This window comes from Variovorax sp. YR266 (assembly GCF_900107295.1).
GTDB lineage: Bacteria > Pseudomonadota > Gammaproteobacteria > Burkholderiales > Burkholderiaceae_C > Variovorax.
Map to the genome: position 1 here is coordinate 76,926 of NZ_FNPM01000001.1, position 14,261 is coordinate 91,186.

At 68.6% G+C, this 14,261-nt stretch carries 13 protein-coding genes; 12 read left to right on the top strand and 1 reads right to left on the bottom strand.

All coding sequences use genetic code 11. The features are described 5' to 3' along the window. Positions 1-31: 31 nt before the first annotated feature. Genes BLW48_RS00375 through BLW48_RS00395 form a run of 5 tightly spaced genes read left to right on the top strand, consistent with a single transcriptional unit; the run spans position 32 to position 5,125 of the window. Positions 32-877, top strand: coding sequence for an HpcH/HpaI aldolase family protein (locus BLW48_RS00375; RefSeq protein ID WP_093171971.1), 846 nt, complete (start codon positions 32-34; stop codon positions 875-877). Continuing rightward, on the top strand, positions 861-1,877 hold the full coding sequence (locus BLW48_RS00380; RefSeq protein WP_093171973.1) for a Bug family tripartite tricarboxylate transporter substrate binding protein: 1,017 nt from the start codon (positions 861-863) through the stop codon (positions 1,875-1,877). The genes BLW48_RS00375 and BLW48_RS00380 overlap by 17 nt, the downstream gene beginning before the upstream one ends. Before the next feature lie 43 nt (positions 1,878-1,920). After that, positions 1,921-2,814: an amidohydrolase family protein gene (locus BLW48_RS00385; RefSeq protein WP_093171975.1), complete on the top strand. Its 894-nt coding sequence runs from the start codon at positions 1,921-1,923 to the stop codon at positions 2,812-2,814. Between the two features lie 31 nt (positions 2,815-2,845). Further along, positions 2,846-3,922: a hypothetical protein gene (locus BLW48_RS00390; protein ID WP_177142247.1), complete on the top strand. Its 1,077-nt coding sequence runs from the start codon at positions 2,846-2,848 to the stop codon at positions 3,920-3,922. A 12-nt stretch (positions 3,923-3,934) separates the two neighbouring features. After that, complete coding sequence (locus BLW48_RS00395; protein WP_093171979.1) at positions 3,935-5,125, top strand: DUF5624 domain-containing protein; 1,191 nt, start codon at positions 3,935-3,937, stop codon at positions 5,123-5,125. Positions 5,126-5,129: 4 nt separating this feature from the next. Here the strand turns inward: BLW48_RS00395 and BLW48_RS00400 are convergent, their stop codons facing one another. Next, complete coding sequence (locus BLW48_RS00400) at positions 5,130-5,864, bottom strand: helix-turn-helix domain-containing protein (RefSeq protein ID WP_093075381.1); 735 nt, start codon at positions 5,862-5,864, stop codon at positions 5,130-5,132. Between the two features lie 203 nt (positions 5,865-6,067). Between BLW48_RS00400 and BLW48_RS00405 the strand changes: the two genes are divergently transcribed. From BLW48_RS00405 to BLW48_RS00435, 7 genes are read left to right on the top strand one after another with little or no spacing between them, the layout of a single operon-like run. Next, entirely contained in the window at positions 6,068-7,225 is a 1,158-nt protein-coding gene (locus tag BLW48_RS00405) for an NAD(P)/FAD-dependent oxidoreductase (protein WP_093171981.1), read from the top strand. Positions 7,226-7,270: 45 nt separating this feature from the next. Next, positions 7,271-8,722 (top strand): M81 family metallopeptidase, encoded by a 1,452-nt coding sequence (locus BLW48_RS00410; RefSeq protein WP_093171983.1) that lies wholly within the window; start codon positions 7,271-7,273, stop codon positions 8,720-8,722. 43 nt (positions 8,723-8,765) lie between these two features. Then, on the top strand, positions 8,766-10,337 hold the full coding sequence (locus BLW48_RS00415) for an ABC transporter substrate-binding protein (RefSeq protein ID WP_093171985.1): 1,572 nt from the start codon (positions 8,766-8,768) through the stop codon (positions 10,335-10,337). 27 nt (positions 10,338-10,364) lie between these two features. After that, positions 10,365-11,300 carry an ABC transporter permease gene (locus tag BLW48_RS00420; protein ID WP_093171987.1) on the top strand — a complete coding sequence of 312 codons (936 nt, stop codon included), beginning with the start codon at positions 10,365-10,367 and terminating at the stop codon, positions 11,298-11,300. A 19-nt stretch (positions 11,301-11,319) separates the two neighbouring features. Further along, the gene (locus tag BLW48_RS00425) at positions 11,320-12,222 is read left to right on the top strand and encodes an ABC transporter permease (protein ID WP_093171989.1); all 903 of its coding nucleotides are present in this window, start codon (positions 11,320-11,322) and stop codon (positions 12,220-12,222) included. A gap of 10 nt (positions 12,223-12,232) precedes the next feature. Continuing rightward, on the top strand, positions 12,233-13,264 hold the full coding sequence (locus BLW48_RS00430; RefSeq protein WP_093171991.1) for an ABC transporter ATP-binding protein: 1,032 nt from the start codon (positions 12,233-12,235) through the stop codon (positions 13,262-13,264). Then, positions 13,261-14,250 carry an ABC transporter ATP-binding protein gene (locus BLW48_RS00435; RefSeq protein WP_093171993.1) on the top strand — a complete coding sequence of 330 codons (990 nt, stop codon included), beginning with the start codon at positions 13,261-13,263 and terminating at the stop codon, positions 14,248-14,250. The genes BLW48_RS00430 and BLW48_RS00435 overlap by 4 nt, the downstream gene beginning before the upstream one ends. Positions 14,251-14,261: the final 11 nt, after the last annotated feature.

Here is a 14,261-nt window from a genome sequence, read left to right on the forward strand (position 1 = left end):
TTACAACCACAGAGACAAAGGAAGAACCCGCATGGTGCAAGACAGCGCAACGGCGTCCGCCGACGCCGCATCGACCAACCTCGTCGTGAGCCGCCTGCGCCAGCGCCTGCCGGTGGCGGCACTGGGCATCCGCGCTTCGCGCACGCCCGACATCGCACGCATCGCCAAGGCCAGCGGCCACCACGCGATCTGGGTGGACCTGGAGCACAGCAGCATCGCCATCGACGCGGCCGTGCAGATCTGTGCCGCCGCAATGGACATCGGCCTCATGCCCTTCGTGCGTGTGCCGGAGCGCGAGTACGGCGTGATCGGCCGGCTGCTCGACGGCGGCGCGGGCGGCATCATCGCGCCGCGCATCGAGACCGTGGCACAGGCCGAAGACCTCGTGGCCGCCTGCCGCTTTCCGCCGCTGGGCCATCGCTCGGCCATCGGCACGCTGCCGCACGTGGGCTATCGCAAGATGGCCGCGGCGGATTTCAACGTCGCCATGAACCGGGCCACCGCGCTGAAGGTGCTGATCGAAAGCCCGCTGGGCATCGAGAACATCGAGCGCATCGCCGCGGTGCCGGGCATCGACATCGTGGGCATCGGCACCAACGACCTGAGCGCCGAGCTGGGCGTGGCCGGTGACTTCAAGCACCCGCTGGTGCGCGCCGCGCACGAGACGGCGCTGGCCGCCTGCCTGCGCGTGGGCAAGCCGCTCGCCATCGGCGGCATTGCTGACGCGGCCTACTCGGCCGAGCTGGTACACCGTGGTGCAGCGCCTTTCCTCATGACCGGCATCGACACCGACATGCTGCTGGCCGCCGCGCACGAGCGCGTCGCGAAGGCGTTGAGTTCGGTCGGTGTGGAGAACGGCGATGCGGTCGTGCGCTGAAGCAGCCCTGCGCCGCACAGGCGCCGTGCTCGCGCTGCTGCTCGGAACGCTGGCCTTGCCCGGCCCTGCGCTCGCCCAGGTTGCACAAGGAGCGACGACCCTCGTCGTGCCGACGCCGCCGGGTGGCCCCATCGACCGCGTCGCCCGCATCGTGGCGCAGGGCCTGTCTTCCGTGCTGGGGGAACCGGTGGTGGTCGAGAACAAGGGCGGGGCCGCCGGCAAGATCGGCGTGCAGGCGGCTCTGCGGGCCGCACGCGACGGCCACACGCTGATTGCGGTCTCGCCTTCCATCGCATCGGTCAATCCGGTGGTCGACAAGGCGGCGGGCTATGACCCGCTCAAGGACTTCGATCCGCTCGGCATCGTCGCCTTCAACGACGGCGTGCTGGCGGTGCGCGCCGACCTGCCCGTGACCGACATGCCCGTGACCGACATGCCGGGGCTCGTGGCCTATGCGAAGGCGCACCCCGGTGCGCTGACGTATGCCTCCTTCGGCGTCGGCACCAGCCTGCACCTGCAGACCGAGGAGTTGCTGCACACGCTCGGCATCACGGCGCGGCACGTGCCCTACAAGGGCGAGGCGCAGGCGATGAATGCGCTGATCGCAGGCGAGGTCGACATGATGGCTTACGTCACCTCGCCCATCGTGCCCTTCGTGGCAAACGGCCGCGCGCGGGCGCTCGCCGCCACGGCATCGACCCGCTGGGCTGCGCTGCCCGCGGTGCCGAGCTTTGCGGAGACCGGCATCGACGCACTGCGCAACTACACCTACCGCTCGTGGGTCGGCATCGTGCTGCCGGCAGGCGTGCCGGCGGCTGCGCGGCAGCGTGCCACTGCGGCGCTGCGCGAGGTGCTGGCCCGGCCCGAGACGCTCAAGGCACTCGAAGCGCAGGGCTTCGCGCCGGTCACGCCCGACGCCGAGACGATGCGCCGCACCGTCGCCGCCGAACTCGAGCGCAACCGCCGGCTGATTGCCGCCGGCGGTATCTCGCTCGAATGAGCCTTCATCGATTTTTTCCTTTCATCATTTTTCCTTCGACATCATGAGTTCCCAGATCCTCACTTCCACGCCCATGCGCGCGCCCGAAACGCTGGCGCGCCCCGCCTTCACCGTGCCTGCCGGCGCCTGCGACTCGCACGTGCACGTGTTCGAAAGCGAAGACCGCTACCCGCACGTCGACCAGCCGCACTACACGCTGCCCGACGGCCCGCTCACCAAGCTCGACGCTATGTGCGAGTCGCTGGGCCTGGCGCGCTACGTGATCGTGCAGCCCAGCTTCTACGGCACGGACAACCGCTGCATGCTCGACGCCCTGGACATCGCCGGCGAGCGCGCGCGCGGCGTGGCCATGGTGGACGACAGCGTCACCGAAGACACGCTGCACGACATGCACCGCCGCGGCGTGCGCGCCCTGCGGCTCGACCTGTTCCTGCGCTCGGGCCTGCCGACCGCCGAGCTGGTGCAGTACATCCAGCGCAGCGTGCGCATGACGAAGGCTCTGGGCTGGCACCTGCAGTTCTACACGCCGGGCTGGGTGGTGCGCGACCTCATTCCGTACCTGGGCGCCATCGATGCCGACTTCGTCATCGACCACATGGGCTACATGCTCGAGAGCGACGGCCTCACGCGGCAGGACTTCGACCGCCTGCTGCGGGTGCTGGCCGACGGGAGCGGCTGGATGAAGCTCTCCGGCCCCTACCGCGTGGCCAAGGACGGCAACTTCGAGAAGCTGCGCCCGCTGGCGCACGCCATCGTCGACGCCCTGCCCGAACGCACCATCTGGGGCAGCGACTGGCCGCACATTCCCGACGGCGCGCGCGACACCGGCGAGCTGCTGAACCTGCTCGCGCCGTGGGCGCCCGACGCACCGGCGCGCCAGCGCATCCTGGTGGACAACCCGGCGCGGCTGTTCGGCTTTGCGCCGATTCCGCAGTAAGGTGCGCATGCCGAACGAAAGAACGACCGCGATGAAAAACATCCAGGACCTCGACACCTCCGGCGCGCGCGCAGCGGAGACCTTCATTCACGGCGGCACGCGCTACCTCGTCGTGCCGCAGCTCGCAGTCGACGTGCCGGGGCAGCCCGCGATGATCACCGTGGGCAACAGCGATATCGATGCGCTGGTGTACCGCTGGCAGGACGAAACCTTCGTGCCGCACACGCGACTGCCCGTGCCAGGTGGAGAAGACGCGGAGTTCTTCGAGATCGGCGGCCGCGCCTTCCTGGCCACCGCCAGCCTGAAGTCGGGCGTCGGTCCGTACGAGCTCAATGTCGACTCGGTCATCTTCGAACTGAAGGACGGCGCATTCGCTGAGTTCCAGCGCGTGCCCACTTTCGCGGCCAAGCAATGGACGCACTTCACCATCGGCGAACGCCACTTTCTGGCGCTCGCACAAGGCGTGGCGATGGAAGGCACCGAGGCCCGGAATCCGTCGAAGTCGGCCATCTACGAATGGAACGGCGAGTGCTTCGCCGAGTTCCAGGTCATCGACTCGACCTGGGGCTACAACTTCGCGTTCTTCGAGATCGGCGGGCAGCGCTTCCTGGCCTATGCCGACCACGTGGCGCGCTCGCGCGTCATGCTGTGGAGCGGCACGCGCTTCGAGGACTTCCAGCTGCTCGACGGCAAGACCGGCCGCGCCTTCCAGTTCTTCGAGGCACAGGGCGAAGCCTGGCTGGCCTTCGCCTGCCTGCACGACGACACCGTGCTTCTGCGCTGGAACGGCACCGGCTTCGTCGCGCACCAGACGCTGAGCGGCCCCGGCGGGCGCGAGTTCGTCTGGCGCGAAGATGCGCAGGGCGGCGAGCTGGTGCAGATCAACTTCCTGCTCGGCAGCCGCGAGGCGCCCGTTACCTCGCTGACCTCGGTCGGCTACCGCTTCGCCGACGGCAAGCTGGTGCCGCAGCGCGAGTTTCCGACCTCCGGCGCCACCGATGCCTGCGCCTTCGAGGACAGCGGCCACGCCTACCTGGTGGTGACCAACAGCCTCGGCGCCGACATCCGCTTTCGCACGCCGAGCAAGGTGTACCGGCTCGGCGCATAGACAGGAGCCACCATGACGGCAAACCCGAATTTCCAGAGCCCCGAGTTCCTGCGCCTCTTCGAGACCTACACCGCGAGCGCCGACAGCATCGGCGCGAAGATGACGCACGCCACCGCCGAGGCCGCGCCCGACGCGGCACTGATCGTTGCCACGGCGGCCGACTTCATCCTGTTTCCCGGCAGGGGCAGGCCACCCGAGGTCGAGGGCTACCGGCTCACGACGCGCGGCTTCAAGGAACTGGCGGCGGTGTCGCACCTCGGCCCCGCGCTGGCCTCGCTGGTGCGACTGCGCGAGCTCGACCCCGAAGGCACGCTGTGGCGCAGCGAAACCGAACGCCTGCTCGCCGCCACCGTGGCCGCGCGCGAAGCCAACAGCGTGGCGCTCTGGCGCGACGACATCGCAGTGCCCGCCTATCGGGGCCGCGAGACGGCCATCGCGGACATGGTGCACTACGCCTGCGAAGTCACAGAGCGCTACATCGCGCGTGCCCTCGCCCACCCCGAGACCCTCACTGCCGCCGACCTGCGCACGCACTACCTCGAAGCCACGGGCGATGCCATCGGCGCGAGCGTGCCGATGAACAAGGTGATGATCGCCACCTTCTTCCTTGTCGGCCTCGACACCGGGCACCGCGTGATCGCATGGTTCGAGCGCCACCGCATCGACTGGGCGAACGCAATGGTGCTGATCGTGGGCAGGCAGGGCCGCCCCACCGCGGGCGTTACCTGGAGCACCAACGCCGTGTGCTCGATGATCCTCGCCTCGTCGCACCATGCGCTGCCGCTGGAGCGCGTGTACATCGCACCGCATGCACCGGCGCCCACCTTCACCTACCCCGTCGACCTGGCGGCCGTGTCTGCCCACGAGGCGCCGATGCGCAAGCTCTGGTGGGCCACGCGGGCCATGAGCGACCTGGGGCCGATGATGTACGAGGGCTACCCGCGCTTCGCCCCCGGGCGCGGCGGCCGGCCGGTGCTGCAGCCCGACACCACCGAAGTCAGCGAGATGCCCGCCATAGGCGGACCGGAGGACTGGCATGCGCTCAACACCCGCATGCGCGTGATCCTCGAAGACCCGCGGCAGTTGCTGGCGGGTTGCGTTACCGACTATGCGGCGGACCAGCTGCAGGGCAATGGCAACGACCCGCTGAAGGCGGTAGTGCCGGGCCTGGACGGCACGGACTACCCCGCGTATTTCTCCTGAGGGGCTAGGCGCCCTTTCTGCTTGCTGGCGCCTTGGCCTTCACGGTCTTGCGTGCCGCAGGCTTGGCCGGCACCGGCGCCTTGCGCGCCTCTCCCTCGCGCGCGGACTGCATGTGCCGGCTCTCGCCGATGGTCATGCCCACGATCCGCGCGAGTTGCCGGCTCACGCTGATGTACGCATGGCCGAGGCGGCTGTCGAAGTACAGCGAATCGCCGCGCGCCATGTGCAGCACTTCGCCGTTGTCGAAGTGCACCTCGATCTCGCCCGACAGCACATAGGCGAACTCTTCGCCCGCGTGCCGCACGAAGTCTTCCGGCCCGTGGATGCGCCGCGCATGCACCGTGCCCACGATGGGGCTCATCTGCTTGCCCGCCGCCGTGGTGCCGAGGAACTCGTAGGCAATCGACAGCCCCCGGTACACCACGCCCTTGCCCGCGCGCGTGACCACCGGCCCGTCGAGCTGCGCGGGCTTGACGCCGGCGCCCGCGAACATCGCGTTCATGTCCATCTCGAGCGCACGGCCCAGCGCGGTGAAGTTTTCATAACCCAACGCGAGCTGCCCGCGCTCGGCGCGCGAGATGGTGGTGATCGACACGCCCGAGCGCTCGGCCAGCTGTGCCAGCGTCCAGCCGAAACGCTTGCGCGCGCTGCGCAGGCGATGACCGAAAGTGGTGCGGTCCAGCGTGGGCGGCTCGTCCTTCGGCTTCGTTGCCGTCCTGGTCCCTGTGTGTGGATTCACGCTTGGCTTTCTCTTGTGATGCAAGTGGATTCTGCCAGCCGGGCGGTGCGCCATCCATGCCAACCCGCGTGACGCAGGCGCGGAAGTTGCGTATACGCAAATTGCGTTGACGCAAATTTCACCGAAGCGGTGCACCATGGTTTCCCCTTGGTGCCACCAAATCAATTTGCGTATCCGCAAATTTCTACCTACACTTTTTGCCGATGACTTCCAGCACCCCAACGCCCGTCGTGGCAGATTTCCTCGTGATCGGCGGCGGCATCGCCGGGGCGTCGGTGGCCCATTGGCTCGCACCGCATGCCAGCGTGATCCTTCTCGAGCGCGAGTCGCAGCCGGGCTACCACTCCACCGGCCGCTCCGCCGCCCTCTTCATGGAAAGCTACGGCACGCCGCAGGTGCGCGCCCTCACCATGGCGAGCCGCGCCTTCCTCGAACATCCGCCCGAAGGCTTCTCGGAGCACCCGCTGCTCACGCCGCGCGGCGCGATGATGGTCGCGAGTGCCGATCACATGGCCGAGCTCGAAGCCCACTGGGAGGTGCTGCGCGCCATGGACACCGGCGCCTCGCGCCTGAGCGGCGAGCAGGCCCGCGAGATGGTGCCGGCGCTGCGCCCCGAGCAGGTGATGGGCGCGGTGTACGAACCCGACGCGTCCGACATGGACGTGCATGCCATCCACCAGGGCTACCTGCGCGGCATGCGGCGCGCCGGCGGCAAGCTGGTGTGCGATGCCGGCGTTACGACCATCGAACGCGTGGGCCAGCGCTGGCGCGTGGAGGCCGGCGGCGCCGTGTACGAGGCGCCCGTGGTGCTCAACGCGGCGGGCGCATGGGTCGACACCGTCGCACGCATGGCCGGTGTGCCGCCGCTGGGCATCGAGCCGCGCCGGCGCTCGGCCTTCATCTTCGCGCCGCCCGAAGGCCAGAGCGTCGCGCACTGGCCCATGGTGTTCGGCGCCGACGAAGGCTGGTACATCAAGCCCGACGCCGGCATGCTGCTCGGCTCGCCGGCCAATGCCGACCCGGTCGAGCCGCAGGACGTACAGCCCGAGGAGATGGACATCGCCATCGCCATGCACCGCATCGAGGAAGCGACCACGCTCGCCATCCGCCGCCCCACGCGCACCTGGGCCGGCCTGCGCTCCTTCGTGGCCGACGGCGACCTCGTAGGCGGCTTCGAGCCCGCCGTGCCCGGCTTCTTCTGGGTGGCGGCGCAAGGCGGCTACGGCATCCAGACCTCGGCGGCCATGGGCGAGGCCTGCGCCGCGCTGGCACGCGGACTGCCGCTGCCGGAGCGCATCGCCTCCTTCGGGCTCACGGCCGAGATGCTGGGCCCGCAGCGGCTGCGCACGGCCAAAGCCTGAGCGCGGACACACACAGAAAAACATCCCACTCCACGAGACATCACCATGCGCGTCTTCAGTGCCTCCCTCGCCACCGAAACCAACACCTTCGGCCCGATGCCGACCGGCCTCGCCTCCTTCAAGGACCGCGGCTACTTCCCCGCCGGCAAGCACCCCGAAGCGATGACGCTGTTCTCGGGCCCGCTGTGGGCCGCACGCATGCGCGGCGCCGACAAGGGCTGGACGCTCTTCGAAGGCATGGTGGCCGGCGCACAGCCCAGTGGCACCACCACGCGCCACGCCTACGAAACGCTGCGCGACGAATTGCTGGCCGACCTGCGCGCGGTGCTGCCGGTCGACATGGTGCTGCTCGGCCTGCATGGCGCGATGGTGGCCGACGGCTACGACGACTGCGAAGGCGACCTGCTGGTGCGCGTGCGGCAGATCGTCGGGCCCGGCGTGGTGATCGGCGCGGAGCTCGACCCGCACAACCACCTCACGCCCGCGATGGTCCAGAACTCCGACCTCATGATCTCGTTCAAGGAGTACCCGCACACCGACGTGCTCGAGCGCGGGCTGGAGCTGGTGGACATCTGCGCCGCCATGGTCGAGGGCAAGGTCAAGCCGGTGACCGCGGTGGTCGACTGCGACATGATCGTCACGGTCCATACCTCGCGCCAGCCGGCGCGCGGCTTCGTCGAGCGCATGCAGTCGCTCGAGGGAAAGAACGGCGTGCTGTCGGTCTCGCTCACGCATGGCTTCTCTTGGGGCGACGTGCCCGAGATGGGCACCAAGGTGCTGGTCTACACAGACGGCAACCAGGCCCAGGCCGACGCTCTTGCGCGCCAGCTCGCCGACGAAGTCATCGCCATGCGCGACGGCCTCACGGTGAACTACCCGAGCATCGATGCCTCGCTCGACGAAGCACTGGCCTTCGATGGCGGCCCGGTGGTGCTGTCCGACGGTGCGGACAACCCCGGCGGCGGCGCGGCAAGCGACTCCACCTTCATCCTGCGCCGCATGGTCGAGCGCGGCATCAACAACGCGGCGCTGGGCCCGCTGTGGGACCCGATCGCGGTGCGCATCGCATTCGACGCAGGAGTGGGCGCCAGGCTGCAGATGCGCATCGGCGGCAAGATCAGCCCGCTCTCTGGCGATCCGCTGGACCTCGACTGCACCGTGAAGGCGCTGAAGCACGACCTGGTGATGACGGGCCTGGCAGGCACGCCCACGCTGATGGGCGACAGCGCGCTGATCGAGGCGAACGGCATCGAGATCGTGCTGATCACGCTGCGCAACCAGGCGATGGGCACCGACCTGTTCACCCAGCTGGGCTGCGACCTCGCCGCGAAGAAGATCATCGTCGTGAAGTCGTCGCAGCACTTCTATGCGTCGTACTCCAAGGTGGCGAAGCACGTCATCTACGCGGGCGCACCGGGCGCCGTGACGCTCGACCTGAACACGCTGCCGTACCGCAAGGCCCGCCTGCCCAAGTGGCCGATCGGCGTCGCCGCCTGACCTCCTCTTTTTCTTTCCTTCGCCCCCGACCGGAGAACCGACGATGAAACGACGAACGCTTGCCGCCCTCGCTGCCCTGGTGCTTTCTCTCCCGGCGTTCGCCCAGACGCCGCCTCCCAAGACGCTGAAGGTGGTGGCGCACGCCGACCTGAAGATCCTCGACCCGACCTTCACCACGGCGTACATCTCGCGCAACTTCGGCTACATGGTCTACGACACGCTGTTCGCGCAGGATGCGAGCGGCAAGCCCCAGCCGCAGATGGTCGACAAGTACACGACCTCGAAAGACGGCAAGCAGTGGAGCTTCACGCTGCGCCCGGGCCTCAAGTTCTCCGACGGCAGCGCCGTGACTTCGGCTGACGCCATCGCCTCGCTGCAGCGCTGGGCCGCACGCGACAGCCTGGGCCGCGCGATGGTGGCGAGCGGCGCCGAGTGGAAGGCAACCGATGCGCGCAGCTTCACGCTCACGCTCAACGAGCCCTTCGGCATGGTGCTCGAGGCACTGGCCAAGCCCTCGGGCTTTCCGCCGGTGATCCTGCCCGAGCGGCTGGCCAGGATGCCGGCCACCGCGCCGCTGACCGAGGTGCTGGGCTCCGGCCCCTTCATCTTCAAGCGCGACGAGTGGGTGCCGGGCAACAAGACGGTGTTCGTGCGCAACCCCAACTATGTGGCGCGCAGCGAACCGCCGAGCGGCCTGTCGGGCAGCAAGAAGAGCAGTTTCGATCGCGTCGAATGGCTCTACCTGCCCGACGCCAACAGCGCGGTGGCCGCCCTGAAGCGCGGCGAGGTCGACCTCATCGAACAACTGCCTCCCGACTACATCGCGCCGCTGCGCACCGACACCAGCGTGAAGATCGGCGCCTTCGGCACCTACCAGGGCTTCCTGGTGATGAACCAGCTGCATCCGCCCTTCGACAACCCGAAGGTGCGCCAGGCACTGCTGCAGGCGGTGAGCCAGGAACGCTTCGTGGCGGCCATGGGCTTCCCGCTGGACATGCGCATGGCCTACTGCGCCACCTACTTCATCTGCGGCAGCCCCAACGACACGGCCGCCGGCGCCGACCCCTACCGCAAGGCCGACGTGGCCAAGGCCAAGCAGCTGCTCGCAGCCTCCGGCTACAAGGGCGAGAAGGTGGTGCTGATGGTGCCCAGCGACGTGCCCTACCTCAACGCCGAGGCGCTGATGGCCGCGCAGACCATGAAGAGCATCGGCCTGAACGTCGATGCGCAGAGCATGGACTGGGCCTCCATCGGCGCGCGCCGTGCCAAGCGCGACGCGGCCGACGCGGGCGGCTGGAACATGTACGTCACCGTGGCCGGCGAATTCGACGCCAACTCGCCAATCGCCAACGCCTACCTGGGCGCAGCATGCGGCAACACGCTGCCCGGCTGGCCCTGCGACAAGCCGCTCGACGAGCTGCGAACCGCATGGCTGAAAGAGACCGTGCCGGCCAAGCGCAAGGAGCTGCTCGACGCCTTCCAGCGCCGCGCCTACGAGGCCGTGCCGTACATCAACGCGGGCCAGTATTCGGCCGCGTTCGCCGCGCGCGCCAGCCTCAAGGGGCTGGACAAACTCTGGGCCGGCCTGCCGACGGTCTGGGTACTCGACAAGTAAGACGAAGCGCCAGCACAAGGCATCGCCATGGGCTACATCGTTCGACGCTTTCTCTCGACGCTCCCCGTCATGGCGGTGGTGGCCGTGGTGGTGTTCCTGCTGATCCACCTGTCGCCCGGCGACCCGGCCGCGCTCATCGCGGGCGACCTTGCAACCACCGAGGACATCGAGAAGCTGCGCGCCGCGCTCGGCCTGAACCTGCCGCTGTGGCAGCAGTTCGCGCTGTGGATCGGCAAGCTCTTCACCGGCGACCTCGGCACCTCGATCTTCACGCAGATGCCGGTGGCGCAGCTGCTGGGGCAGCGGCTGGAGCCGACGGTGTCGATCGCCGCGCTGACCATGCTCATCACGCTGGTGGTGTCGGTGCCGCTGGGCACGCTCGCAGCGCATCGCGCGGGCAGCTGGATCGACCGGCTGGTGATGCTGTTCGCGGTGCTGGCCTTCTCGGTGCCGGTGTTCCTGGTGGGCTACCTGCTGGTCTACAGCTTCGCGGTCCAGCTGCCGTGGTTTCCGGTGCAGGGCTATGTGCACTTTGCCGAGGGCCCGGGCGAGTGGCTGCGGTCGCTGGTGCTGCCCTGCGTGAACCTGGCGCTGGTGTACATCGCTCTGGTGACGCGCATGACGCGCGCCACCGTGCTCGAAGTGCTGCACGAGGACTACATCCGCACCGCGCGCGCCAAGGGCCTGGGCGTGCTGCCGGTACTGGGGCATGCGCTGCGCAACGCGGCCATCCCCATCGCCACCACCGTCGGCGCGGGCATCGCGCTGCTGATCGGCGGCGTGGTCGTCACCGAAACGGTGTTCGCCATTCCGGGCGTGGGCCGGCTCGTGATCGATTCGGTGCAGCGGCACGACTACCCGGTGATCCAGAGCGTGCTGCTGCTCTCGGCGGGGGTGTATGTGCTGATCAACCTGCTGATCGACCTGAGCTACCGCCTGTTCGACCCGCGCATCCAGTACTGATGAAGAAGAACCCCACGCAATGTCCACGGTCCTTCCCTTGAACACCATCCAGACACCCGACGCCGCGGCCGACGACGAAGCCCCTTTCGTGCCGCCGCGCTGGCGCTGGGTGCGCAAGCACCCGACGCTGATCATCGGTGCGCTGCTGCTGATTGCGGTGGCCATTCTCTCCATTGCCGCGCCGTGGATCGCCACGCACGATCCGCAGGACATCGACCCGCTCGCGCGCATGCAGCCGCCCTCCGGCGAGCACTGGTTCGGCACCGATGCGCTGGGCCGCGACGTATTCAGCCGCGCCGTGTGGGGCGGGCGCGTGTCGATGATCGTGGGCGCCGCGGTCGCGGTGCTGGCCACCTTCTCCGGCATCGCGCTCGGACTGGTGTCGGGCTTCGTGCGCTGGGCGGACGGGCCGATCATGCGAGTGATGGACGGGCTCATGGCCATTCCCGGCATCCTGCTGGCCATCGCGCTCATGGCGGTGACGCGCGCCAGCCTCGCGACGGTGATCATCGCCATCACAGTGCCCGAGATTCCGCGCGTGGTGCGGCTGGTGCGATCGCTCGCGCTCACGCTGCGCGAGCAGTTGTTCGTGGAGGCAGCACACGCGGTAGGCACGCGGCTGCCGGTGATCCTGGTGCGCCACGTGCTGCCGAACATCGTGGCGCCGTTGGTGGTGCAGGCCACCTTCGTGGCGGCGGCCGCCGTGCTGACCGAGGCCGCACTCTCATTCCTCGGCGTGGGCGTGCCTTCGCAGACGCCGAGCTGGGGCAACATGATGGCCGAGGGGCGCAACTTCGTGACGGTGGCGTTCCACATCATCCTGTACCCGGGGCTGCTGCTGGCGGCGACGGTGCTGGCGATCAACCTGCTGGGCGACGGCCTGCGCGATGCGCTGGACCCACGCCTGGCACGGCAGCTGTGAAGGACATGTCATGACGATCACCATGTCCCACACCGCCCTCGCCCCCGGCGAGCCTCTGCTCGAAGTCGACAACCTGCGCACGCACTTCCACACGCTGGCGGGCGTGGTGCGCTCGGTCGACGGGGTTTCGTACACGGTGCGCGCAGGCCGCACGCTCGGCGTGGTCGGCGAATCGGGCTGCGGCAAGAGCGTGACGGCGCTGTCGATCCTGCGGCTGGTGCCTACACCGCCCGGACGCCACATGGGCGCGGTGCGGCTGCGCGGCACCGACCTGATGCAGCTCAGCGAACGCGAGATGCGGCAGATTCGCGGCAACCGCATCTCGATGATCTTCCAGGAGCCGATGACATCGCTGAACCCGGTGCTCACCGTGGGCCGGCAGATCGCAGAGACGGTGCAGTTGCACCAGAAGGCCAGCCGCGCCGATGCGATGAAGCGCGCGGTCGAAATGCTGCGCGTGGTGCAGATCCCCGAGCCCGAGCGGCGCGTGAACGAGTACCCGCACCAGCTCTCGGGCGGCATGCGCCAGCGCGTGATGATCGCGCTGGCCCTGGCCTGCAACCCCGAAGTGCTGATCGCCGACGAGCCGACGACGGCGCTCGACGTGACGATCCAGGCGCAGATCCTCGACCTCATCAGGCGCCTGCAGAAGGAGCTGGGCATGGGCGTGGTGATGATCACGCACGACCTGGGCGTGGTGGCCGAAAGCTGCGATCGCGTGGTCGTGATGTATGCCGGCAAGAAGGTCGAGGAGGCCGACGTGATCGACCTGTTCGACCGCCCGCTGCACCCCTACACGCGTGCTCTGATGGCCTCGATGCCCGCGATGAACACTGCGAGCACGCGGCTCACCGAGATTCCGGGGCTGGTGCCGGCCGCACACGAACTGGGGCGCGGCTGCGCCTTTGCGGCGCGCTGCAGCCATGCGCGCGAACGCTGCCGCGCCGAGATGCCGCAGCTCGTGCAGCAAGGCGGCGACCATGTGGTGGCGTGCTTTGCAGTCGAAGAACACTGGGCAGGTACCGAGGAGATGGCTGCATGACGACGACCGCTGCAACGCCACTGCTGCAGGTGCGCAACCTGCGCAAGCACTACATCTCGCCCAAGCGCTGGCTGCGGCCGGCCAGGCCTTCGATCCAGGCGGTCGATGGCGTGTCGTTCTCTGTTGCGCGCGGCGAAACGCTGTCGCTGGTCGGCGAATCGGGCTGCGGCAAGACGACCACGACCAAGTCGGTCATGCGGCTGGTCGAGCCGACCTCGGGCTCGGTGGAGCTCGAAGGCGAAGAGCTGCTGACGCTGTCCGCCGAAGACATGCGCATGCGCCGGCGGCAGCTGCAGATTATTTTTCAGGACCCGTATGCCTCGCTGAACCCGCGCCTCACAGCCGGAGACATCGTGGCCGAGCCGCTGCGAAACTTCGGCATGGGCATGGCAGCGGAACGGCGCGAGCGCGTGCAGTGGCTGTTCTCGCGCGTCGGGCTGCGGCCCGAGGCGGCGAAGAAGTTTCCGCACGAGTTCTCGGGCGGACAGCGGCAACGGCTGGGCATTGCGCGTGCATTGGCGCTGAACCCGAAGCTGATCGTGTGCGACGAGCCGGTGTCGGCGCTCGACGTGTCGGTGCAGGCGCAGGTGGTCAACCTGCTGATGGACCTGCAGGCCGAGTTCGGTATCGCGTATCTCTTCGTGGCGCACGACCTTGCGGTGGTGCGCCACATCAGCCATCGCGTGGCAGTGATGTACCTCGGGCACATTGTGGAGATTGCCGACCGCGACACGCTGTTCTCTTCGCCGCTGCATCCGTACACCGAGATTCTTCTGTCGGCCGTGCCCGTGCCCAATCCACGCACGCCCGCACGCCGCATGCTGCTGCAGGGCGATCCGCCGAGCCCCGCCAACCCGCCTTCGGGCTGCCGCTTCCACACGCGTTGCCCGATGGCGCAGGCTGTGTGCAAGGAGAAGACGCCCGAGCTGACCGAGCGGCCGTCGTCCGCGAACGGCAGCCACTGGGTTGCCTGCCATTTCCGCTGAAGAAGAAAGAA